Raw genomic sequence first — 23,073 nt, forward strand, 5'->3', positions numbered from 1 at the left:
CGCCGGCGCAAGGATCCGTGGGAAGAGATCGACACGATCCGGCAGAACCTTTCGCGGTGGGCGCGGGAGGAGTGACGGGGGCAGCGGAGCGACGGCGACCATGCCGTAACGTTCACGGCAACGGCAACTTCATCGAGGTCGTTGGCTTCGGACGGGGCCGCCGCCCCAAGGGGGTATGGCGCATCGCGCGGTTCCGCGTCCTGCTCCAACGCGCGACCGCAGCACATCCCTGTGCTGCTTGCGCCATACCCCCTTGGGACGACGTCCTTCGGCGCATTGAGGTCGTGGTTTCTATCGTGGCGCGTGAATCGTTCTCCCGCAGGCAGATCGCGGTGCGAGCATCGTTCTCCTGCAGGCAGATGAAGCACTTGTAGAGTCGGGCTTGCCCGACTCCCCCGCCCGATGTCCCAAGGCGCGCGCAAGGCAGCGGGGCAAGCCCCGCTCTACACACACACGCCTGGCTCAGTCTTCCAGCGACGCCTGCAGCGCTGTGGCCAGCGCGGCGTCGCCGCTGACCAGTTCGGTCCAGCCGAGCTGCAGGCCCTTGCGCCGGCCCTTGGGGACCAGCTTCAGTCCCTGCGGATCGATGGTGAGCGTGTAGGCCTGGCCTTGGATGTTGATTTCGCGGCGCAGCGGCCGGTCCAGCAGAACGGTCATGGCATGCCTCCGTTGACCGGGCGGCGCGGACGTGCCGAGACGTGCGGATGGTCCGGAACGTGCCAGCGCCAGGGATAGTCCACGGCGCGGCTGATGCCGATGCGTGGACCGATGGCCGGATGACGCGGCGGCGGCGTGCCGTCGCTGACGATGCAGATGCCCTGGCCGCCCTCGACCAGGTCCGCCCCGTCGAATTCGCGGGTGATGCCGAAAGCCTGCGACAGCTTGCCGGGGCCGCTGGCCAGGTCGCGATCGATCCGCGCGCGCGGGCGCGCAGTGCGCATCGCTTCGACGCCGGACAGCGGCTCGGCCGCGCGCAGCAGCACGCCCATGCCTTCGCCGACCTCGCCGCACACGGCATTGCTGCCCCAGTGCATCCCGTAGGTGAAATACACGTAGAGGTGGCCGGCCTCGCCGAACATGGTCGCGTTGCGCGCGGTGCGGCCGCGGAACGAATGCGCCGCCGGATCCTCGCTGCCGGCATACGCCTCCACTTCCACGATCCGCGCCGCGCGTCCGTCCGCGCGCCACAGGATCTTGTTCAGCAGTTCAGGCGCGACCACCGCCGGATGGCGCTGGTAGAACCGGCGCTCCAGCACGCGCCAGCGGCTGGCGCCTGGCGGCCCGGCGAAGGACTGCGTCACGGTGGCGGCGGGCCGGTGTTCGTCGCGCATGCACACCGGATAACACCGCTGTCGCGAGCGCCGCGTCAAGCGCGGCGGGCGGATGGTTCACGCTGGCGGCAGGTGCAGGCTGGCGCAGGCGCCACCGTCGGGGCGGTTGGCGAGCGCGGCCCGCCCCTCGTGCAGGTCCGCCACTTCGGCGACGAAGCACAGGCCCAGGCCGCTGCTGCGGTGGGCCCCGTCCGGGCGCGGCAGCGAGTAGAAGCGCTCGAAGACGCGATCCAGCGCATACGCCGGCACGCCGGGGCCGCGATCGAGCACGCGCAGCACGACCTGGCCGTTCTCCATCGAGGCCTCCAGGTCCAGTTCGCTGCCGGTGGGCGCGAAGCCGGAGGCGTTGTCGAGCAGGTTCTCCAGCGCCTGGCGCAGCAGGAACGCATCGCCGGCCACGATCAGGTCGCCGTCGATCCGCGTGCGCAGGCGTTGCCCGCGCGCCTCCAGCACCGGCTGCATGCCGGCGGCCGCGGCTTCCAGTAGCCCGGCCACCGGCACCGGCGCGACCGTTTCCAGCGCCTGCCGGTGCTCGACCGCGGCCAGCGCCAGCATCCGCGCGACCATGCGCGTCAGCCGTTCGCCCTGTTCGCGCACGGTGCCGGCGAAGCGCTCGCGGTCCGCCGGATCCAGCGGTCCTTCCAGCAGCTCGGCGCTGGCGTGGATCGCCGCCAGCGGGCTCTTCATCTCGTGGGTGAGCTCCTGCACGTAACGCTCGACGTACTGCTTGCCTTCCAGCTGCACGCGCATGCTTTCCATTGCCTGGCCAAGCTCGGCGAACTCGCCGCGCAGCGCCGGTAGCGGCGTGCGCTCGCCCGCGGTGGCCGCGCGTGCGTAGCCGCGCAGCGCGCCCAGCTGGCGCGACAGCCAGGCCGCGGTGACGATGCCGACCAGCAAGGCGACGCCGAGCAGGGCGATGCCCCAGTACAGGACGGTGCGTCGGCTGCGCTCGATGAACGGTGCCAGCACGCTGTTGGGCTTGGCCACGGTCAGCACGCCGACGATGGCGCCGGCCTCGTCGTGGATCGGCGCGGCCACGTGCATGACCGAGGACTCCGGATGCGCAGGGTCCTCGGCGGTGGAGCGCGCGCCGTAGCGCCCGCGCAGGGTCAGGTGGACGTCGTTCCAGCGCGAGTAGTCGCGGCCCACGTCGCGGCCGGCGCTGTCGAACACGACGGTGCCGCGCGCGTCGGTCACGTAGATGCGGTACGCGGTGGCGCGCTTGGGGAAGCCCCAGATCTCCGCGCCGGGGTCGCGGCCCTGCATCGAGCGCACGTGCGCGGCGAAACGGCCGTCGGCGATGCGTCCGGCGAGCAGGTCGTCGCTGGCCAGCGCGGCCAGCACGTTGGCCGTGTCGACCAGGGTGTCCTCCATCGCCTGGCGCACGCCCGGCTTCACCTGGGCCATGAACACCTGGCCCAGCAGCACCGCGGCCAGGCCGACGATGGCGAAGTAGCCCAGCAGGATCCGCGCGCCGGTGCGCACCTCAGCCCACCCGCAGCGAATAGCCCAGGCCGCGCCGGGTCTGGATCGGATCGGCGCCGGGCTCGATCTCGCGCAGCTTGGCGCGCAGGGTCTTGATGTGGGTGTCGATGGTGCGGTCGGAGCTGTTGCTGTCCGCGCCCCAGACCCGGTCCATCAGCTGGGCGCGGGTCAGGATCGCGCCGGGCCGCGCCAGCAGCGCGGCGAGCAGGGCGTATTCGTAGCGGGTGAGTTCCAGCGCCTGGCCGCGGTAGAACACGCGGTGGCCGGCGACGTCGTGGCGGAACGCGCCGCCGGAGGCGCCGCCGCCGCCGCCGGCGCGACGCAGCACCGCGTGCACCCGCGCCACCAGTTCGCGCGGCGAGAACGGCTTGGTCACGTAGTCGTCCGCGCCCAGCTCCAGCCCGAACACCCGCTCCGGCTCCGAGCCGCGCGCGGTCAGGAAGATCACCGGCAGGTCGTGCTGCCGCCGCAGCTGCCGGCACAGGGCGTAGCCGTCCATGTCCGGCAGGCCGACGTCGAGGATGGCCAGGTCGAAGTGCCGGGTGGCCGCCAGCGACAGCGCCTGCTGGCCGGCCAGGGCGTGCACGGTGTCCAGGCCGTCGGCGCGCAGCGCGAACTCGACCGCCTGCGCGATCGCGCCTTCGTCCTCGACCAGCAGTACCTGCGCCATCGCCACCTCCCGCGTGGCGACAGTCTAGCCGCCACCCGTGGTCCGGACGACCGCACCGGCTTCGCCTCCGCTTCATATCCAGCACACAGAACGCGGCCACGCTTGCGCGGCGGTACCGTTGGGCCCCACGGCGCGGTCCATGACACGACGAAGGAGAAGGCACATGGCGGCAGCGGCCGGCAATCGCGGGAGAGGAACGGGTTCCTGGTGGCGGTTCTTGATGTGGGGTGGTGCGGCGGGACTGCTGGCGCTGCCCTGGGTGGCGATGCGTTTCACCCGCGAGTTCGACTGGGGCGCGCTCGATTTCCTGGTGTTCGGCGCGATGCTGGCCGTGGCCTGCGGCGGCTTCGAGGTCGCGGTGCGCCTGGGACGGCACTGGGCCTACCGCGCCGGCGCGGCGGTGGCGATCCTGGCCGGGTTCCTGCTGGTGTGGGTGAACCTGGCGGTGGGCCTGATCGGCGACGAGGGCAATCCTGCGAACCTGGCGCACGCGGTGGTGCTGCTGGTGGCGGTGGGCGGGGCGCTGTTGGCCAGGTTCGGCGCCTGCGGGCTGGCGCGGGTCATGGTCGCCACGGCGGTGGCGCAGGGGCTGACCGTGCTGCTGGCATTGATGGTCGGGCGGCCGCTGGAGGCGGTGCTGACCGCGTTCTGGGTCGGGATGTGGCTGCTGTCGGCGGGACTGTTCGCCCTCGCCGCCGGGACGGAGCAACCCCTGTAGAGCGGGGCCTGCCCCGCTCCCCGGGCCGGTAGACCCGCGAACCGCAAGAGCAGCGGGGCAAGCCCCGCTCTAAAGGGGCAGCTTCGCGATCAGGGAGGCGACGCGGACGGCGACCGGAAGCTCAGTCCCTGCCGGCGGCGACGTCGAGCACGGCGCGCAGCGCCGGCTTGGGCTGGTACTGGCGGTCGAACAGCAGCGGGTAGTTGGTGCGGTTGGGGATGGGATAGCCGTTCTTCCACGACATCGCATCGTGCACGCCCCAGACGCTGACCCGGTGCAGCTTGTCGCTGCGGTCGCGGAACACGCGGAACAGCTCGGCGTAACGCGCGGCCAGCTGCTGCTGCACCTCGTCGGGCAGGCCGTCGCGGTACGGGTCGAGGAAGCGCTTGAATTCCGGCAGCTGGAACTGCGGGTGCATCATGCCCTGCCCGATGATCTGCCCCTCCTTCGTCAGCGGCAGCACGTCCACGTCCAGTTCGGTGATCATCACCTTCAGGCCCAGCGCGGCGTAGGCGTCGATCGCCGCCTCGATGTCGGCGGTGGACGGATAGTCCAGGCCCCAGTGGCCCTGGATGCCGATGCCGTCGATGCGGATGCCGTGGGCCTGCAGCATCTTCACCATGCGCACGATGCCGTCGCGCTTCTCCGGGCGCCAGGCGTTGAAGTCGTTGTAGTACAGCTCGGCATCCGGCGCGTAACGGGCGGCGAAGGTGAAAGCCAGGCGGAGCAGTTCGTCGCCGTCGCCGATGCCCTCGACCCACTTCGTCGGCCGGTACCGGCCGTCCTCGCCGATCTGCTCGTTGACCACGTCCCAGGCGTGCACGCGCCCGGCGTAGCGCCCGGCCACCTGTTCGATGTACCCGCGCATGCGCTCCACCAGCGCCTCGCGGCCGACCGGCGTGCCGTCCTCGCGCTGGAAGAACCAGTCCGGGGTCTGGTTGTGCCAGACCAGGGTGTGGCCGACGATGAACATGCCGTGCTTCCCGCCGAATTCGACGAAGGCGTCGGCGGCGGCGAAGTCGTAGACGCCCGGTTCCGGGTTGACCACCTCGGCCTTCATCACGTTCTCGGCGGTGATCGCGTTGAAGTGCAGCGGCACCAGCGCCTGCGCCCGCGCGTCGCGACCGGAGACGATGTCGTCGTTGACCGCGGTACCGAGCAGGAAGTGCTCGGCGAAGGCGGCCTTCAGCGTGGCCGGCGGAGGCGCCGCGCGCCCGGCGGGCGTGGCGGCCATGGCCAGGCCGGCGACCAGGGTCAGGATCGGGATGCGCATGGTTCGCTCCTCAGGGCACGGCCTCGGCCGGCGTGGTGGTGATGGTGACGCGGGCGCCCTGCAGCGTCCCGGACCGGGCGTGCAGGGTGACCTGCCCGGGCTGGCCGTCGATGCCGCGGACGATCGCCAGCGCCAGGCCGGAAAAGGCCTGGCGGCGCGGCGAGGGGAAGGCGACCAGGTCGCTGGGATCGCCGTTGTCGGTGGCCACCAGCACGCCCGGGCCTTCGACCTGGAACTCGATCGCGTCGTCCGCGGTTGGCACCAGGCGGCCTGCGGCGTCGAGCACGCGCACGGTGACGAAGGCCAGGTCGCGGCCGTCGCCGGCGATGCGCGCGCGGTCCGCTTGCAGCGCCAGCCGCGCGTGCGCGCCGGCGGTTTCGACGCGGGTTTCCGCCCACGGCCTGCCGTCGCGCCAGGCCTGCACGCGCAGTTCGCCGGGCTGGTAGACCACCTCGTCCCAGCGCAGCCGGTACTCGTACTGGCCCTTCTTCTTCCGCCCCTGCGAGACGCCGTTGACGAACAGCTCGGCCTCGTCGCCGGAGGTGAACACGTGTACCGGCGTGACCTGGCCTTCGCGGCCCGGCCAGGTCCAGTGCGGCAGCACGTGCACCATCGGCAGGTCGGGCCGCCAGCGCGACTGGTAGAGGAAGTAGCGGTCCTTGGGGAAGCCGGCCAGGTCGATGATGCCGGTGTAGGAGCTGCGCGCCTCGTAGTACGGCGTCGGTTCGCCCAGGTAGTCGAAGCCGTTCCAGACGAACTCGCCGGCCACGTAGGGATGCCGGTCCAGCGTGGCGAACACCTTGTCGGCGCTGGCCCCGAAGTCCACCGCGTGCAGTTCGTACGCGCTGACCTGGCGCAGGCGCGAGTCGCCGCCGCTGCCGTCGCGGATCGGCGCGCTCTGCTTCGGCGTCACCGGGAACAGGTAGATGCCGCGGCTGCTGGCGGCCGAGGCGGTTTCGCTGCCGAAGATCACCTTGTCGGGGAAGGTGGCGCGGAAGGCGGGATAGGAAGGCGGGGTACGGATGCGTTCGGTGCCCTCGAACTCCGGCTCCTGGCGGATGCCCTCGCCCTGGTAGTTGAGGTTGACCACGTCGAACGCGGTGGGGAAGGGCATGTCCGCCTTGGCCCAGTTCATCGATGCGGTGGTGGGGCGGGTGGGATCTTCCTCGCGGGCGATCCGTACCAGCCGCCGGGCGAGGGCGGCGCCGGCCTCGCCGTCGTACTGCTCGCCGACCTCGTTGCCCACGCTCCACAGGAAGATCGAGGGATGGTTGCGGTCGCGGCGCAGCATCGCGCGCAGGTCGGCCTCGTGCCACTCGGGGAAGACCAGGTGGAAGTCCAGCGGCGTCTTCTTCTTTTCCCAGGAATCGAAGATCTCGCCGATGACCAGGAAGCCCATCGCGTCGGTGAGTTCGAGCAGCCGCGGATCGGGCGGGTTGTGCGCCAGGCGGATGGCGTTGACGCCCATGCCGCGCAGGATCTCCAGCTGGCGTTGCGCCGCGCGCCGGTTGAAGGCCGCGCCCAGCGCGCCGAGGTCGTGGTGCTGGTTCACCCCGCGCAGCGGGATGTGCTCGCCGTTGACCACCACGCCCCGGTCCGGGTCGAACTCCAGGCGGCGGATGCCGAAGCGGGTTTCGTAACGGTCCAGCACGCGGCCGTCCTGGCGCACGGTGGTGGCGGCGACGTAGCGGTGCGGCTGCTGCCTGGGCGGCGGGCCCCACAGCCGCGGGCGGGCTATGCGCGCGCTGGCGCGGGTGGTGCCGGTGCCGCCGGCGTCGATCTCCAGCGACGCGGGCGCGAAGCGGGCGACCGCTTTGCCCGTCGGCCTGCCATCGGCACCCAGCGCGAACAGCTCGCTTTCCACCTGCACGCGCAGCAGTGCGTCGCTGGTGTTGTCGACTTCCACGCACAGCCGCACTTCCGCCGCTTCGGCCGACACTTCCGGCGTGGTGACGGTGGTGCCCCACTGCGCCACGTGCACCGGCGGGGTGGTCACCAGCCACACGTCGCGGTAGAGGCCGCCGCCGGGATACCAGCGGGCCGACTCCGGCGGGTTGTCCAGGCGGATCGCCAGGGTGTTGCGCCCGCCGGCTTCCACGTACGGGGTGAGGTCCACGCGCCAGCTGTTGTAGCCATAGGGCCAGCCGCCGACCAGCTGGCCGTTGAGCCAGACCGTGGCGTAGGACATGGCGCCGTCGATGTCCAGGTACACGCGGCGCCCGCGCTGGCTGGCGGGAATGTCGAGGTCGCGCCGGTACCAGCCCACGCCCCAGCTCGGCAGCCGGCCCATGCCGCCGTAAGGGCCCTCGGCGATGAAGGGGCCGGCGATGGCCCAGTCGTGCGGCAGGGTGACGGTTTCCCAGCCGCTGTCGTCGTAACCGGGCTGCAGGAACGGGATGTCGCCCACCTGCGGCGGCGTGGCGGGTCGCTCGTGGCGTGCCGCCAGATCGCGGATGAAGCGGTTGGCGGTGGGCAGGATCCACGGCTTGAGCACGGGCCGGTCGGCCTGCACCCGCACCGCTTCGTCCGGGCGTGCGTCGGCCACCCTGCCGTCGGCGCTGGCTTCGACCTGCGGGCGGACGTCGTAGTCCAGGCGTCCTTCCACGCCCGGCGGATCGCCGCGATGGAAGCGCCAGCCCTGGTCGAGGCGGATGCGTTCGCGCGGCGCCGGTTCGGTGGCCGCCACCGGCAGGCCAGCGGCCAGGACCGCCAGGCCAAGCAGGAGCGCGGCGAGGCGGCGCGGGCGATGCCGCGGGCGCGGCAGGGTCTCGGTCGTCATGCAGGCAACTCCACGGCGGCGGGCGCGGGATGCGCCCGCGGGGTTACAGCTTGTAGGCGCGCTTGGGCAGGTGGTAGGCGAGGTCGACCGCGACTTCCGCGGCTTCGTCCTCTTCCATGCGGTGTTCGGCGACGAGCTTCGCCAGCACCGCGCAGTCGATGCGCCGGGCCACGTCGTGGCGCGCGGGGATCGACAGGAAGGCGCGGGTGTCGTCGTTGAAGCCGACGGTGTTGTAGAAGCCGGCGGTGCTCAGGGTCTGCTCGCGGAAGCGCCACATGCCTTCCGGCGCGTCGTGGAACCACCAGGCCGGGCCGAGGAACAGGCACGGGTAGTGACCGGCCATCGGGCCCAGCTCGCGCGAGTAGGTGCTCTCGTCGAGGGTGAACAGTATGAAGCGGAAGCCCGGCTCGTTGCCGAAGCGGTCCAGCAGCGGCTTGAGCGCGTGCACGTACTCGGTCGGCAGCGGCAGGTCGGCGCCGACGTTGCGGCCATGGCGCGCGAACAGCCGCGGGTTGTGGTTGCGATGGCAGCCCGGGTGCAGCTGCATCACCAGGCCGTCGTCCAGGCTCATCGCCGCCATCTCGGTCAGCACCTGGCCGCGGAACAGCGCCGCTTCCTGCGCGCTGAAGCCGCCCTTGAGGATCTTCGCGAACAGGCGTTCGGCCTCGGCACGCGACAGGTCGGCGGTCAGCGCGCTTTCGTGGCCGTGGTCGGTGGAGGTGGCGCCCATCGACTTGAAGAACCCGCGGCGGTTGCGGTGCGCGCGCAGGTAGCCGTCCCAGCTGAGCACGTCCTCGCCGGCGATCTCACCGAAACGCTGCAGTGCGCCGGCGAAGGCCTCGTGTTCCGGATCGACCACCTCGTCCGGGCGGTAGGCGGTGACCACCCTGCCGCTCCAGCCGCTGTCGCGGATCGCCTGGTGGTGGGCCAGCGGGTCCAGCGGGCCTTCGGTGGTGGCGATGACCTCGATGCCGAAGCGCTCGAACAGGGCGCGCGGGCGGAAGGCATCGGTCTGCAGCGCCGCGGTGATGGTGTCGTAGTAGTGGTCGGCGGTGCCGGCGTCCAGGCGCACGCGCAGGCCGAACACCTCGTGGAACACGTGGTTGAGCCACAGCGACGAGGGCGTGCCACGGAACAGGTGGAAGTTGCGCGCGAACAGCCGCCAGGCCTCGCGCGGATCCACCGCCGCGCGGCTGCCGTCGACGCGGGGGATGCCCAGCGCGTCCAGGTCGATGCCCTGGCTGTAGAGCATGCGGAACACGTAGTGGTCCGGCACCAGCAGCAGTTCGGTGGCGTTGGCGAAGTTGGCGTTGCCGGCGAACCAGGCCGGGTCGGTGTGGCCGTGCGGGCTGACGATCGGCAGCGCGGCGACCTGCGCGTACAGGCGGCGGGCGATGCCGCGCTGCGCCGGGTCGGCCGGAAACAGGCGGTCTTCGTGCAGGTGCAGGGGGCGGACGGTGGCGCTCATGGGGGATCCGGTATCGCGTAGGCGGGAATGTCGTCAGCGGCGCGCGCTTTCCGGCGGGCCGAGGGTGGTGGGCGGCCATGGCCGGCGCAGCACTTCGACGCGCTGGAACACCAGGCCCGGATCGACCAGCCACAGCTTGAGGGTGTTGGCGCCGGCGCGGACGCGGTGGCGCGAGCTGGCCGCATGCGAGTTGTCGATGACCGCCGCTTCCCAGGCGCGGAAATCGCGGTCGCCGGGAGTGGGGTCCAGGCGCACGTTCACCAGCTGCGGGGCCTCGTCGCCGATCGAGACGGCGTAGCGCAGGCCGCCGCGGTGGCGGATGTCGAGGGGGGGCGCCATGACCATGCGCACCTCGACCTCGCCGTCGTGGTCCATGACCAGCGGATATTCCAGGCGCGCGCCATCGCCGCCGGGCGTCGCCGGTTCGCCGGTGGCCGGCCACACGGTAACGCCGGACAGGGTGCGGCCCAGGTTCGGGATCACCTGCCATTGGCCACCGGCCGGCGGTACCGCGCGGCCGTAATGCTGGGCCTCGATCGCGACCACGCCATTGCCTTCGACGAAGCCGCGCACGCCGCGGTGCGCCGGGGGCTTGTGCACCGGCACGGTGACCGTCGCCTCGGTCCAGTCCCGGCCGCGGATGTAGACCTGGCCTTCGTGCTCGCCTTCCGGCAGCGCGTCCCAGTCCACTTCCAGCGTCAGCGGCTGCGCGTCGGCGACCTCGCCGGAAGCCGGCGAGACCTTCAGCCACGGCGTGCGGCTGCTGGCGGTAAACGCGACCGGCTGGCGGCCGCCGTTGAACACCACGATCGAACGGGTCGGCGCCCCGACCGGGTCCAGCACCGGCAGACGGGCGCCGTGCAGCGGATACGGCCAGCGCCGCGGATCGCCCTCGATGGCCACGCCGGTGATGCCCTTCTCCGGCACGTCGACCGTGGCCAGGGCGGGCAGGACGTTGCGTTCCGGCGACTGCCAGTGGGTATAGCCGATGCGTGGCTGCGACATCATGTGGACCCACTTGCCGCCGGCGATCTCCTGCTCGTACACGCGCTGCAGTTCGGCATCGCGGGTGAACAGCTCGCGCGCCCGCTCCCCCCAGGCGTTGGCCGAGGCGCGGCCCTGCGCCGCGTACAGGCGGTTGCGGCCGACCGCGACGTACAGGTGGTTGAGGTTGGCGCTGGCCAGCACCGGGTATTCGACCAGCTGGTACCAGGCGTCGCGGTGGCTGGGCGGGATCTTCTTCGCCAGTTCGAGGGTGCGCGCGACCAGCGCGTCCCATCCGGCAAGCACGCGGTCGGCCTCGTTCTCGTGGACCAGGCTCCAGGTGTCCGCGTCGATCAGCTCCGGCTTGCGGCGTGCGTTGTACTGCGTGTAGCGGGTCAGGATCTGGCCGATCTCCGCGGCGTGCTCCGGGCCGAACTGCTCGGCGGCCCAGGCGGCCGGATAGCGGGCGATCCAGGCCAGGTCGGCCGCGTCCGGGTCCCAGGCCTGGTCGAGGAAGGCGCTGATCGGCAGTTCCATCGGCTTGATGTCGCCGACGTTGACGATCCACAGCCGCTCCACCCCGTGCGCCCAGGCCAGGCGCATCTGCTCCCAGGCGCGCTCGACCTGGGTGGTGTTGAGCCACTTGTAGTTGCGCGGCCCGCCGACGTAGTCGAAGTGGTAGTACACGCCGTAGCCGCCGGCGCGGCGGCTGGCCGGGTCGGGCAGGCGGCGGATGTTGCCCCAGTTGTCGTCGGCGAACAGCAGGGTGACGTCGTCCGGCACGCGCATGCCGGCGTCGTAGTAGTCCTGCACCTCCTTGTACAGCGCCCACACCTGCGGGGTTTCCGCGGCGGGCCGGCCGGTGACCTCGGCGATGATCCGCCGCTGGTCGGCGACGATGCGCTCCAGCAGCGCGGTGGCGGTGCCCTCGGTCATGGCCTCGTCGCCGTCGCCACGCATGCCCAGGGTGACCACCGCCTCGCGGCCCTGCAGGCGCTCGATGCCGCCGCGCCAGAACGCCTGCAGCGCCTGCGCGTTGCGGGTGTAGTCCCAGGGGCCCTTGCCCTCGCGCGACCACTCGTCGTGGGCGCGCATCATCGGCTCGTGGTGGGTGGTGGCGATGACCACGCCGTACTCGTCGGCGAGCTCGGCGTTGCGCGCATCGTCGGCGTAGAACGCGCGCGGCTGCCACATCGCCGGCCACAGGTAGTTGGCCTTGTGGCGCAGGATCAGCTGGAACACGCGCTCGTAGAAGCGGTGGTTGGTGCCGCCGAAGGTGGCCTTGCTCCAGCCACCCAGCGCCGGGTCCTCGTCGTTGATGAAGATGCCGCGGTACCTCACCTTCGGCGCGTCGACGAAGCGGCCCGGCGCCACGTGCAGGCTGGCCTTGCGCGGCGGCGGCACGTCGGCCCACCAGGTCCACGGCGACACGCCGATCCGGCGCGACAGCTCGTACAGGCCGAAGGCGGTTCCGCGACGGTCGGCGCCGGCCACCAGCAGGGCGCGGTCGATGCCAGGCTCCGGATGCTCGACCACCTTCAGCAGGTAGGCCTCCCAGGTCCCGGCCACGCCGGAGGTGTCGATGCCCTTGTCGCGCACGATGCGGTCGATGCGTGCGCTGCGGCCGAGGGTGCCGGCGATGACCGCCATGCGCGGCGACGGCGCGTCCGCCGGCGGTTGCCCCGCGACCGCGGCCAGGTCGGCGCGGAAGGCCTCGGCGGCGCGATGCACCGCGGAGAAGTCGGCTTCGTCGACCAGCACCGGCAGCGGCCGGCCGCGATCGACCAAGGCGAGGCTGCCGGCGACGGGCGTTTCGCAAACCGTCGCCGGACGGGCGCAGGCGTCGTTCCCGGCGGCGGCAGGGCCGGGCAGGGACAGCGCGGTGGCGAGGAGCAGGAGGAACAGGGATGGCCGGGTCATGCGTTTCCTCGGGGCAGGCGGGCCGCGGCGGTGGCGCGCGGCCCGCGCGGGACGGGATCGCGGCTCAGGCCTGCGGCCGCGGCACGTCGAGCGGTGCCGGCTGCAGCCGCGGCGCCAGCAGGTGCACGCACAGCAGCGCGAACAGGTAGGCCGAGCCGGCGATCAGGAAGATGGTCGTGTAGCTGCCGGTGGCCTGCAGCTGGCTGCCGGTGAAGTACGACATCGCCATGCCGCCGACCGCGCCGGCGAAGCCGCCGATGCCGACCACCGAGGCCACGGTCTGCCGCGGGAACATGTCCGAAGGCAGGGTCAGCACGTTGGCCGACCAGCCCTGGTGCCCGGCCATGGCCAGGCCGATCAGGCCCACCGCCGCCCACAGGTTGTCGACCCGGGTGGCGAACACCACCGGCACCACGCATAGCGCGCACACCAGCATCGCGCCCTTGCGCGCGCGGTTCATGCTCCAGCCCAGGCGCACGAAGCGCCCGGCCAGCCAGCCGCCGGCGATGCTGCCGACGTCGGCCATCAGGTAGACGACGATGATCGGCGGGCCGATGCGCGCCAGCGACAGGTCGTATTCGGAGGCCAGGAACTTGCCGAGCCAGAACAGGAACAGCCACCACACCGGGTCGGTGATGAACTTGGCGGCCACGAACGACCAGGCCTGGCGGTGGCGCAGCAGCTGCAGCCACGGCACCTTCACCGTCGATTCCGGCGGATCGGAGCGGATGTGCGCCAGCTCGGCCGGCGACAGCCGCGGCTGCTGCTCGGGCGTGCGGTAGCGCGCCAGCCACAGCGCCAGCCAGGTCGCGCTGAGCGCGCCGGTGCACAGGAACGCGGCCTGCCAGCCCCAGGCCGCGGCGACCACCGGCACGATCAGCGGCGCGGCGATCGCGCCGATGTTGGAGCCGGCGTTGAAGATGCCCACCGCGAACGCGCGCTCGCGCTTCGGGAACCACTCGGCCACGGTCTTGACCGCGGCCGGGAAGTTGCCGGCCTCGCCCAGTCCCAGGGCGAAGCGGGCGATGACGAAGCCGAGCACGCTGGCGGCCAGCGCATGGCCCATCGCCGCCAGCGACCAGATGCCGATCGCCAGGGCGTAGCCGATGCGGGTGCCGAAGCGGTCGATCACCGCGCCGGCGCAGAGCAGGCCGATCGCGTAGGCGGCCTGGAAGGCCATGACGATGTAGCCGTACTGGATCTCGTTCCAGCCGATCTCGTTCTGCAGGAACGGCGCCAGTACGCCCAGCACCTGGCGGTCGATGTAGTTGATCGTGGTCGCCGCCAGCAGCATGGCGCAGACCCGCCAGCGGAAGCGGCCCACCGGCGTCGCCGCCGCCGGAGCCGTCGCCTGCGCGCTCACGCCGCCACCCCGGCCCGCGGCCCGCGGTGTGTCCCGTTACGCATGAATACGCCCCTCCCAGGGCCCGGCCAGGGCCGGCATCTGCTGATAGCGCTATCATTATCACAGCTTCCCCGGCCGCGACCAGCCGCGTGCCGCCTCCGCCCGGTTCGCGGAATCCCCCATAAAAACATGATGCGACGCATCATCCCCGCCGCTGCTTCCCTGATGGCCGGGCGGGCATGCTGCTGTGCAGCGTGCGGCTATTGGAATGGTAGCGCTACCATCGGCGCGGCGTCCGCAGGCCCCGGTTTAGGAGCCTTCCGGCCGGCCCTGCAGGGATGTGGACGACCCGGGCCCCCGCCGACCAAGCGGTGGCGAAAACCATTCAACGAAGCCAACGCAACACCAGAAACGGGAGGGGAGTACGGTGCACAGGTGTCTCGCAAGGAACACGCTTTCGGTCGCGCTCGGTGCGGCCATCTTCGGCGCTGCCGCGCCGGTCGCCATCGCCCAGGACGCGGCTTCGCCGGCGCCGTCGGGGCAGGAGCCCCAGGCCGTCCAGGCCACCGACCTCGACCAGGTCACGGTCCGCGGCTTCCGCCGCAGCCTGCAGTACTCGACCGAAGCCAAGCGCGATGCCACCGGCTTCGTCGACGCGATCTTCTCCGAAGACATCGGCAAGTTCCCGGACGTCAACATCGCCGAGTCGCTGGCGCGCGTGCCGGGCATCCAGATCAGCCGCGAACTCAACGGCGAAGGCCAGCGGATCGCGATCCGCGGCCTGGGCGACAGCTTCACCAAGACCACGATCAACGGCAACAGCGTCGCCACGGCGTCGATCTCCTACGACAACGCCAACCAGAACCGGGAAACGGACCTGAGCCTGTTCCCGAGCGAATTCTTCAACAAGGTCACCGTCTACAAGTCGCCGAAGGCCAGCCTGCCGGAAGGCGGCGCCGCCGGCCTGGTCGACATGACCAACGCGCATGCCTTCGACAACCCGGGCACGCACCTGACCTACTCGCTGCAGGGCGCGCACAACAGCACCGCGGGCAAGACCTCGCCGCAGGGCACCCTGATCGGCAGCTGGACCAACGACGAAGGCACCTTCGGCGTGCTCGCCGGCGTGACCTCCATCCGCAACAAGATGGGCGTCAAGGGCTGGGAAGACGGCGGCAGCGACAACTGGACCACCCCGGCGCTGACCGCGGCCCAGTGCGGCGGCATCTGCGGCCCGGACGTCGGCACCAACCGCTGGGGCATCTGGCCCAGCGTGCCCACCGCGGCGCAGAACGCCGGCGCCTCGGCGGCGATGGTCGCCGCCGGCCTGACCCCGGGCGAGACGATCGACTCGGCATGGCTGCTGGCCCACAACCCGGGCCTGACCATGCAGCAGATCAACAACGCGCTGATCCCGGCGCTGGGCCGCCCGGCCAACATCTCCGGTACCCGCGACCGCGACTCCTTCCTGGGTTCGGTCGAGTGGCGTCCCACCGACGACATCCACGTGTGGGTCGACGGCCTGTACACCCAGGCGCAGCGCAACACCAAGCGCATGGACATGGACCTGCTGGGCCGCAACTTCAGCTCGCCCACCGGCATGGTCCCGCTGGACATGCAGGTCGACGGCAACAACGTCGTGACCGACGCGACCTTCGCCGGCGCGCAGGCCTTCCTGCAGTACCGTCCGTACACCGAGAGCGTCGACTACTGGCAGATCAACCCGGGCGCGACCTTCTGGTTCGGCGACGACGGCAACATCAAGCTGGACGTGGTCGGCGGCATCAGCCGCAGCTGGATGCGCCGCGTGATGCCGACCGTCATGGTCAACTCGCCGTACTTCGTGGCCGACTACACCAACCACAACGGCTTCCCGACCTACACTAGCGGCGACGTCGACCTGAACGACCCGAATGCGGGCTGGACCTTCAACGACATCCGCCTGCAGAACGAAAAGCGCCTGACCAAGACCTCGAACCTGCGCGCCGACCTGCAGCTCGGCGACGACAGCAACAACGTCCGGGTCGGCGTGTCCACCGACACCAACTTCCGCCGCATCCAGGCGTTCGACAACGGCGCCGCGTGGCGCACCAACGTCTACGCGAACATCTCCAACGCGGAGCTGAGCCAGTTCCTGGTGCGCGGCCCGGGCTTCATCGGGGTCGACTGGGGTTCGTTCATGGCCGCCACCGATTTCGCCAACTTCGCCAGCACCGCGCCCGAAGTGAACACCGGCGCGATCAACCAGCAGACCGGCAGCATCGACGAAACCAACAAGGCCGCCTACGTCGAAGTCAACACCGCTTCCGATGTCTGGGGTCGCGAGCTGCGCGTCAACGCCGGCGTGCGTTACGCCACCACCGATCACACCCTGTCCGGCCCGGTCACCCTCAACGGCGTGCGCCAGTGGCAGACGATCGAAGGCTCGTACGGCGAGTGGCTGCCGTCGTTCAGCGCGGCATGGGATGTCGCCGAGGACGTGGTCCTGCGCATGTCGGCCTCGAAGACGATGACCCGCCCGGCTCCGGGCTCGATGCTGCCGGGCACCACCCTGGGCGGTTCGGGCATCGACACCGCCACCCAGGGCAACCCGGAACTGGCGCCGTACATCTCGACCAACTTCGACATCGGCGGCGAGTGGTACACCGGCGACGAAGGCTTCGTCGGCGTGACCTTCTTCAACAAGCGCGTGCAGGGCTATACCTTCCAGGGCAGCACCCGCAAGACGCTGGCCGAGCTGGGCATCCCCTACGCCTCGCTGAACGCCCAGCAGCAGTCGGTGGTCGACAACGCCATCGGCGGCTACGACGCATTCACCGTGGCCGTGACCCAGCAGGTCAACGCCGACGCGGCGCTGAACGTGCGTGGCTGGGAAACGATCTGGGTGCAGCCGCTGGACTTCGTGTTCAACGGCCTGGGCTTCATGGCCAACTACACCAAGCTCAACGTCACCACCATCGGTCGCGACTCGACCGCGCTGGCCGGCAACATCTTCGGCGTCTCGCCCAAGATGTGGAACGCCACCGCGTACTGGGAGGGCAAGGTGGCCCAGGTGCGCCTGTCGTACAACTGGGCGGAGGGCGCGCCGATCAACGTCGGCCGCAGCAGCCTGCCGTGGGTGGAGAGCTTCTTCGAGGACCGTGGCCAGCTCGACCTGTCGGCCAGCTACACCCTCGCCAACCTGCCCACCAGCCCGCAGATCACCCTGAGCGCCACCAATCTGCAGAACAAGCCGCTGGTCGCGTACTTCGGCGAGAACATGGGCCGCACCTACTACGAGCCGGGCCGTACCATCACCCTCGGTATCCGCGGTACGTTCTGAGTGCAACGCGGTAGCTGGCAAGAAACGGAACGTGGCCCGCCCGGCGTCAGCGGGGCGGGCCACGCTTCTACGGGGGGCGCTGGCACCGGCGCCGGAAAATCTGCAACAACGGCCGGAATAAGCATGACCAGACACTCGGAAATCCTCAGCGTCACCGAAAAGGTGGGCTACAGCCTGGGCGACCTGGCGGCGAACCTGATCTTCCAGACGCTGATCACCTTCCTGGCCTTCTTCTACACCGATGTGTTCGGCATCCCGGCCGGCACGGCGGCGACGATCATCTTCGTGGTCGGCCTGGTCGGCGCGTTCGTGTTCACCCCGCTGGTGGCGGTGCTCGCCGACCGCACCCATTCGCGCTGGGGCAAGTTCCGGCCGTGGATCCTGTGGACCGCGGTGCCATTCGGCGTGCTGTCGCTGCTGGCGTTCAGTACCCCCGACCTGGGCCCGCAGGGCAAGGTCGTCTACGCCGCGGCGACCTACACCCTGCTGGTGCTGGTCTACGCGGCCAACAACCTGCCGTACGCGGCGCTCAGCGGCGTGCTCACCGGCAACATGGGCCAGCGCAACAGCCTGTCGGCCTACCGCTTTGTGGCGGTGATGATCGCCCAGCTGATGGTGCAGTCGCTGCTGCTGCCGCTGGTGCTGATCCTGGGCGACGGCGACAAGGTGCAGGGCTTCCAGAACGCGATGCTGCTGTTTGCCGCGGTCGGCACCGTGTTCCTGCTGCTGACCTTCTTCACCACCCGCGAGCGGGTGGTGCCGGCGCCGGAGCAGAAGTCCAGCATCGGCCAGGACATCGCCGACCTGGCGCGCAACCGGCCGTGGCTGGTGATGCTGCTGCTGACCATCCTGGTGTTCACCACCCTGGCGCTGAAGGGCGGCACCTACGTCTACTACTTCGAGTACTACCTGGACGAGGCCGCGCTGGGCGCGTTCCTGGTCGACATCGGCTTCATCCGCTTCATCGACGGGCTCAACGCCATGCTGACCGGGATGGGGCTGGCCTCGTTCCACTGGCCCGAGGACCCGGCGACCTCGGCCTTCAGCCTGTTCAACGCCGGCGGCATCATCTTCATGATCGTGGGCATCGGCTTCTCGAAGAAGCTGGCCGACCGCTTCGGCAAGCGCGACGTGTTTGGCGTGGCGCTGTTCCTGTCCACGCTGTTCCTGCTCGGCTTCTACGTCTACCCGCCGGACGCGATCGGGATCGTGTTCCTGTCCCAGGTCCTGCACGGCTTCTTCTACGGGATCACCATCCCGCTGCTGTGGGCGATGATCGCCGACGTGGCCGACTACTCGGAGTGGAAGAACAACCGCCGGGCCACCGCGATCATCTTCTCGGCGATGCTGTGCGGCCTGAAGCTGGGCCTGAGCATCGGCGGCGCGCTGGTCGCCGGCATCCTCGCCCACTACGGCTACCAGGCCGGCGCCGAAGCGCAGTCGACGGCGGCGGTCGACGGCATCCGCATGTCGGTCAGCATCTACAGCGGCCTGCCGTTCCTGGTCTGCTGCGCGCTGCTGTTCTTCTACGAAATCAACAAGCCCATGGAGTCGCGCATCGAGCGCGACCTGCGCGAGCGCCGTGCCCCGGCCGGCGCCGCGGCCTGAACCAAGAGGAGCTGATCCAGCAATGGCAGAACATTCCCGCACCCAAGAGCCGGCCCTGGGCGACGACCTGAAGGAGCTGGCCGAGCGGGCGATCTCGCAGCCGCTCGTGACCCACATCTACACCGCCGACCCGTCGGCGCACGTGTTCGACGGCAAGCTGTACGTGTACTGCTCGCACGACATCGAGGGCGGCGTGGCCTTCAACGACAACGGCGACCACTTCTGCATGGAGGACTACCACGTCATCGCGCTGGAGTCGCCGCAGGGGCCGGCCACCGACTGCGGCCTGGCCCTGCACGTGAGCGAGGTGCCGTGGGCGGAACGGCAGATGTGGGCGCCGGACGCGGCGCAGAAGGACGGCCGCTACTACCTCTACTTCCCGGCCAAGGCGCCGGATGGCCTGTTCCGCATCGGCGTGGCGGTGGGCGACCACCCGGCCGGTCCGTTCAGGCCCGAGCCCGAACCGATCGCCGGCACCTACTCGATCGACCCGGCGGTGTTCCGCGACGACGACGGCGAGCACTACCTGCTGTTCGGCGGCATCTGGGGCGGTCAGCTGCAGAAGTACCGCGACAACGCCTACGACGACGCCAACGAGGAACCGGTCGGCGACGTGCCGGCGCTGGGTCCGCGCATCGGACGCCTGGGCGCGGACATGAAGGAACTGGCCGAGCCGACCCGCGAGGTGCTGATCCTCGACGAGCACGGCCAGCCGCTGCGCGCCAACGACCACGAGCGCCGCTACTTCGAGGGCCCGTGGCTGCACAAGTACGGCGGCCGCTACTACCTGTCGTATTCCACCGGCAATACGCACCTGCTGTGCTACGCGACCGGCGACAACCCCTACGGTCCGTTCACCTACCAGGGCCACGTGCTGCGGCCGGTGGTCGGCTGGACCACGCACCATTCGATCTGCGAGGTCGACGGACGCTGGTACCTGTTCTACCACGACTCCCTGCTGTCCGGCGGCGTCACCCACCTGCGCTCGATCAAGTGCGCCGAACTGCAGCACGATGCCCAGGGCCGGATCGTCCCGATCGATCCCTATGGCGTCTGACCCCGGCGGGCCTGGGCCCGACCCGCAGGCGCCGTTGGCGCCGGGACCGCTGCTGCGCATCGGCGAGGGCGACCTGCAGGTGGAGGTCGCCCCGCGGGCCGGCGGGCGCATCGCGCAGATCCACAAGGACGGGGTGGCGCAGCTGGTCGGTCCGGACGACGGCTGGCCCGCGGCGATCGCCTGGGGCTGCTATCCGATGCTGCCGTGGGTCGGGCGCATCCGCCACGGCCGGTTCGCGTTCGGCGGACGGCAGTGGCAGGTGCCGGCGAACATGGGGGGGCACGCGATCCATGGCGTGTCGATGTGGATGCCGTGGCAGGTCGACGCGCACGACGCGCGTTCGATCGGGATGAGCCTGCAGCTGCCGCGGGACTGGCGCTGGCCGTTCGGCGGGCGCGCACAGCAGTGGGTCGAAGTCGAAGGCCCGGGCCGGCTGGCGCTGCGCCTGTCGCTGCGGGCCGTGGCCGAACCGATGCCGGTGGCGATGGGCTGGCATCCGTGGTTCCGCAAGCCGGAACGCCTGGAGTTCCATCCATCCGCGATCTATCCACGCGACGCCGAGGGCATCGCCACGTTGCCGACGTCGGCGCCGACGCCGGGGCCGTGGGACGACTGCTTCCTCAACAGCCGCGAAGTGGTGCTGCACCGTGCCGGGCAGCGCCTGCGCCTGGCTTCGGTTTGCGACCACTGGGTGGTCTACGACGAACCTGCGCACACCACCTGCGTCGAGCCGCAGACCGGCCCGCCGGATGCGTTCAACCTCATGCCGCGCATGCTCGCGCCGGGCGAGGAGCTGCAGGCGTGGTTCCGGATGGAGTGGGACTGAGGGGCGACGGTCGCGGCGGTTCAGCCGCTGCAGCCGCCGCAGCAGACCGAGGGCTGCAGTTCGATGTCGGCCGCGGTGATGTGACAGCCGGCGGTGGCGATCGCCTCGGCCAGCTCCCGCGGGTGCGCCACGGTGGAGATGCGCAGCAGGCCGGAGGCGGCGTCATGGTCGACCAGGGCGGCCGGATCGATTCCGGACAGCTGCGATTCGATCGCGCCGAGGTCCGGCTGGCCGGCGATGCGCACGTGGAATTCCATGGGGTTTTCCTTCCCGGTCGCGATGCGGCCGGTGGAGCGTCCGGCGCGCCGCGGGCGGCGCGCCGGGACAGGTGTTGCCGAGCTGGGCCTTACTTGGTGACGACCAGCTTGCCCTTCATCATCGCCGAGTGGCCCGGGAAGCTGCAGAAGAAGGTGTAGTCGCCGCCGGCGGCGAGGGCCTTGCCGGGGAAGGTGATCCTGGTCGACTCGCCGCCACCGATGACCTTGGTGTGGGCGATCACGCGGGCGTCGCCCGCCGGGACGTAGGCACCGGCCACGCCGGCCTTCATGCCGTCGCGGGCGATGCCGGCGACGTCGGCGGTCTTGGAGATGACCACGTTGTGGCCCATCACGTTGGCGGCCATCTTGCCGGTGTGGGCCAGCTCGACGGTGATGGTGGCGCAGCTTGCCGAGACGGTGGCTTCCTTCTGGTCGAACTTCATGGCGTCGTCGCCCTTGAGCGAGACGGTGCAGTTGCCGGCGGCCTGGGCCATGCCGGCGGCGCCGAGCAGGGCGAGGGCGACGAGGGTACGGGTAGCGTTCATGGGGTACTCCTGGTGTTTCGCGTTGGGGATGGAGGGAGCTTCAGGTCAGTCGGCCGCAGCCAGCGCGGCGCGGACCTGGGCGAGGAAAGCGGGATCGGGCGCGGTGCCCTTGACTTCGGAACGGGCCAGCGGCCTGCCTTCGGCATCGAGCAGGACCAGCACGCTGGTGTGGTTGATGCTGCCGTCCTCGCGGAAGCGGTAGCGCACGTCCAGCACGCTGGCCAGCGCGCGCACGTCGTCGTTGGCAGGCACAAGATAGCGCCAGTCGGCCGGCGAGCGGTGGTTGCGCGCCACCTCGGCCAATGCCGCGGACGTGTCGCGCGCCGGGTCGAGGGTGATCATCGCCACGCCGAGGCGACCGCGTTCGGCTTCCGGCAGCTGTTTCCGCAGCGCCTTGGCGTTCTCGAGGATCAGCGGGCACATCAGGTGGCAGTTGGCGTAGAACATCGACACCAGCTGCGGGCGGCCGCGCAGGTCGGCCCATTGCAGCGGCTGGCCGTGCTGGTCGACCAGGCCGGCCTGCAGGTGGTACACCGAGTCGCCGGCAAGTTCGTGGGCCGCGGCGGCGACGCCGTTGGCGGACGCTGGCTGTGCGGCGGCCGGTCCGGCGTGAAGCCCGAGGGCCAGGCACAGGGCCAGGCCGAGCGGCGGCAAAGCGGGGCGGATATTCATGGCTGGCTCCTTGCGCAGCGGAATCCGAGGTTGCCCAGGGTGGCCCCGGGCTGGAGGGCCGACAGCAGGACGAAGCGCTTGACCACGCCGTAGTCGGCCGTGTCGTTGAACGCCAGCGCGCTGCCGCCGCAGAACTGCAGCGCATCGCCGTTGTCCTGGCCGCGGCGGTCGCCCTGGCCGAGCAGCGAGGAGAAATCGCCGGTCCATTCCCAGTACGCGCCGTGCAGGCCGTGCACGCCGTAGAGGTTCGCGGCGGCATCGGGCGCGGCGTCGGGCGCGCTGGGCGTGCCGTCGTTGACCTGGCGCAGGCGCCAGTGGCGGTCGCCGCGTGCGTCGGCGCGCGTGGCATCCGCAGCGGCGGCGTACTCCCACTCGATGAAGTCCGGCAGGCGTGCGCCCTGTTCGCGGCAGAACGCATCGGCCGCGTACCAGTTCACGTGCACCACCGGTGCCTCCGGGTCCAGGCGCGCGCCGGGTTCTTCCGGCGTGGCCCAGTGGCCGAGGTAGCCGGGGCTGGAGAACACCGCCGGCACCCGGTCGCGCCGCCACTGCGGCTGGCGCCGGAGGAACGCGGCGAACTGCGTGTTCGTCACCGGTCGGGCCATCAACTGGAAGGAAGCCACCGGCAGCGTTGCCGTGGCCTCCTCGAAACGCACCGCCGAACGGAACTGGCCCCCGGGGATCGCCTGCCAGGCGACCGAGGGGTCGCGGGCCCCGGCCGCCGGGCCCGCGGCGCCGGCGAGGGCCGGGCCGATGGCCAGGGCCGCGGCGATTGCCGGGGCCAGCAGCGGGAGGGGTTTGCGTTCCATGGTG

Annotated in this window: 18 protein-coding genes; 5 read left to right on the plus strand and 13 right to left on the minus strand. The window is 70.9% G+C overall.

Annotated elements, in window-relative coordinates; translation table 11 throughout:
* Positions 1–462: 462 nt before the first annotated feature.
* The 4 genes from PSEJ35_RS0104850 to creB are packed head-to-tail and all read right to left on the minus strand — an operon-like array spanning position 463 to position 3,486.
* The gene (locus PSEJ35_RS0104850) at positions 463–657 is read right to left on the minus strand and encodes a hypothetical protein (protein ID WP_028916815.1); all 195 of its coding nucleotides are present in this window, start codon (positions 655–657) and stop codon (positions 463–465) included.
* Entirely contained in the window at positions 654–1,331 is a 678-nt protein-coding gene (locus tag PSEJ35_RS0104855) for a DNA-3-methyladenine glycosylase (RefSeq protein WP_084635431.1), read from the minus strand. Before PSEJ35_RS0104855 ends, PSEJ35_RS0104850 begins: the two co-directional genes overlap by 4 nt.
* A gap of 57 nt (positions 1,332–1,388) precedes the next feature.
* Positions 1,389–2,816: a two-component system sensor histidine kinase CreC gene (gene creC / locus PSEJ35_RS0104860; protein WP_028916817.1), complete on the minus strand. Its 1,428-nt coding sequence runs from the start codon at positions 2,814–2,816 to the stop codon at positions 1,389–1,391.
* Between the two features lies 1 nt (position 2,817).
* Positions 2,818–3,486, minus strand: coding sequence for a two-component system response regulator CreB (gene creB, locus PSEJ35_RS0104865; RefSeq protein WP_037061497.1), 669 nt, complete (start codon positions 3,484–3,486; stop codon positions 2,818–2,820).
* A gap of 220 nt (positions 3,487–3,706) precedes the next feature.
* On the opposite strand from creB, the gene PSEJ35_RS0104870 reads away from it, so the two are divergent.
* The gene (locus tag PSEJ35_RS0104870) at positions 3,707–4,204 is read left to right on the plus strand and encodes a hypothetical protein (protein WP_197017236.1); all 498 of its coding nucleotides are present in this window, start codon (positions 3,707–3,709) and stop codon (positions 4,202–4,204) included.
* A gap of 121 nt (positions 4,205–4,325) precedes the next feature.
* Here PSEJ35_RS0104870 and PSEJ35_RS0104875 read toward each other — a convergent pair whose 3' ends face one another.
* The 5 genes from PSEJ35_RS0104875 to PSEJ35_RS0104895 all read right to left on the minus strand — a co-directional run bounded on the left by PSEJ35_RS0104875 (position 4,326) and on the right by PSEJ35_RS0104895 (position 13,991).
* Complete coding sequence (locus PSEJ35_RS0104875) at positions 4,326–5,438, minus strand: endo-1,4-beta-xylanase (RefSeq protein WP_231472383.1); 1,113 nt, start codon at positions 5,436–5,438, stop codon at positions 4,326–4,328.
* 49 nt (positions 5,439–5,487) lie between these two features.
* Positions 5,488–8,256 carry a beta-galactosidase GalB gene (galB, locus tag PSEJ35_RS0104880; RefSeq protein WP_084635432.1) on the minus strand — a complete coding sequence of 923 codons (2,769 nt, stop codon included), beginning with the start codon at positions 8,254–8,256 and terminating at the stop codon, positions 5,488–5,490.
* A 43-nt stretch (positions 8,257–8,299) separates the two neighbouring features.
* Positions 8,300–9,724: a glucuronate isomerase gene (gene uxaC, locus PSEJ35_RS0104885; protein WP_028916822.1), complete on the minus strand. Its 1,425-nt coding sequence runs from the start codon at positions 9,722–9,724 to the stop codon at positions 8,300–8,302.
* A gap of 33 nt (positions 9,725–9,757) precedes the next feature.
* Positions 9,758–12,628 carry a glycosyl hydrolase 115 family protein gene (locus PSEJ35_RS0104890; RefSeq protein WP_028916823.1) on the minus strand — a complete coding sequence of 957 codons (2,871 nt, stop codon included), beginning with the start codon at positions 12,626–12,628 and terminating at the stop codon, positions 9,758–9,760.
* 64 nt (positions 12,629–12,692) lie between these two features.
* Complete coding sequence (locus PSEJ35_RS0104895) at positions 12,693–13,991, minus strand: MFS transporter (RefSeq protein ID WP_028916824.1); 1,299 nt, start codon at positions 13,989–13,991, stop codon at positions 12,693–12,695.
* Positions 13,992–14,400: 409 nt separating this feature from the next.
* Here PSEJ35_RS0104895 and PSEJ35_RS0104900 point away from each other — a divergent pair, with 409 nt between their 5' ends.
* The 4 genes from PSEJ35_RS0104900 to PSEJ35_RS0104915 all read left to right on the plus strand — a co-directional run bounded on the left by PSEJ35_RS0104900 (position 14,401) and on the right by PSEJ35_RS0104915 (position 20,786).
* The gene (locus PSEJ35_RS0104900; protein ID WP_028916825.1) at positions 14,401–17,295 is read left to right on the plus strand and encodes a TonB-dependent receptor; all 2,895 of its coding nucleotides are present in this window, start codon (positions 14,401–14,403) and stop codon (positions 17,293–17,295) included.
* A 123-nt stretch (positions 17,296–17,418) separates the two neighbouring features.
* On the plus strand, positions 17,419–18,903 hold the full coding sequence (locus PSEJ35_RS0104905) for an MFS transporter (RefSeq protein WP_028916826.1): 1,485 nt from the start codon (positions 17,419–17,421) through the stop codon (positions 18,901–18,903).
* Between the two features lie 22 nt (positions 18,904–18,925).
* Positions 18,926–19,960, plus strand: coding sequence for a glycoside hydrolase family 43 protein (locus tag PSEJ35_RS0104910; RefSeq protein WP_051412500.1), 1,035 nt, complete (start codon positions 18,926–18,928; stop codon positions 19,958–19,960).
* A 34-nt stretch (positions 19,961–19,994) separates the two neighbouring features.
* Positions 19,995–20,786, plus strand: a complete 792-nt coding sequence (locus tag PSEJ35_RS0104915) for an aldose epimerase (RefSeq protein WP_343122510.1) — start codon at positions 19,995–19,997, stop codon at positions 20,784–20,786.
* Between the two features lie 20 nt (positions 20,787–20,806).
* On the opposite strand, the gene PSEJ35_RS0104920 is transcribed toward PSEJ35_RS0104915, so the two are convergent.
* The 4 genes from PSEJ35_RS0104920 to PSEJ35_RS0104935 form a co-directional block, all read right to left on the minus strand.
* Positions 20,807–21,043, minus strand: a complete 237-nt coding sequence (locus PSEJ35_RS0104920) for a hypothetical protein (protein WP_028916829.1) — start codon at positions 21,041–21,043, stop codon at positions 20,807–20,809.
* A gap of 89 nt (positions 21,044–21,132) precedes the next feature.
* The gene (gene azu, locus PSEJ35_RS0104925) at positions 21,133–21,588 is read right to left on the minus strand and encodes an azurin (RefSeq protein ID WP_028916830.1); all 456 of its coding nucleotides are present in this window, start codon (positions 21,586–21,588) and stop codon (positions 21,133–21,135) included.
* Between the two features lie 45 nt (positions 21,589–21,633).
* Complete coding sequence (locus PSEJ35_RS0104930) at positions 21,634–22,260, minus strand: SCO family protein (RefSeq protein ID WP_028916831.1); 627 nt, start codon at positions 22,258–22,260, stop codon at positions 21,634–21,636.
* Positions 22,257–23,069 (minus strand): formylglycine-generating enzyme family protein, encoded by an 813-nt coding sequence (locus PSEJ35_RS0104935; RefSeq protein ID WP_037082428.1) that lies wholly within the window; start codon positions 23,067–23,069, stop codon positions 22,257–22,259. Before PSEJ35_RS0104935 ends, PSEJ35_RS0104930 begins: the two co-directional genes overlap by 4 nt.
* Positions 23,070–23,073 lie beyond the last annotated feature (4 nt).

This window comes from Pseudoxanthomonas sp. J35 (genome assembly GCF_000513995.1).
Taxonomy (GTDB): Bacteria; Pseudomonadota; Gammaproteobacteria; order Xanthomonadales; family Xanthomonadaceae; genus Pseudoxanthomonas.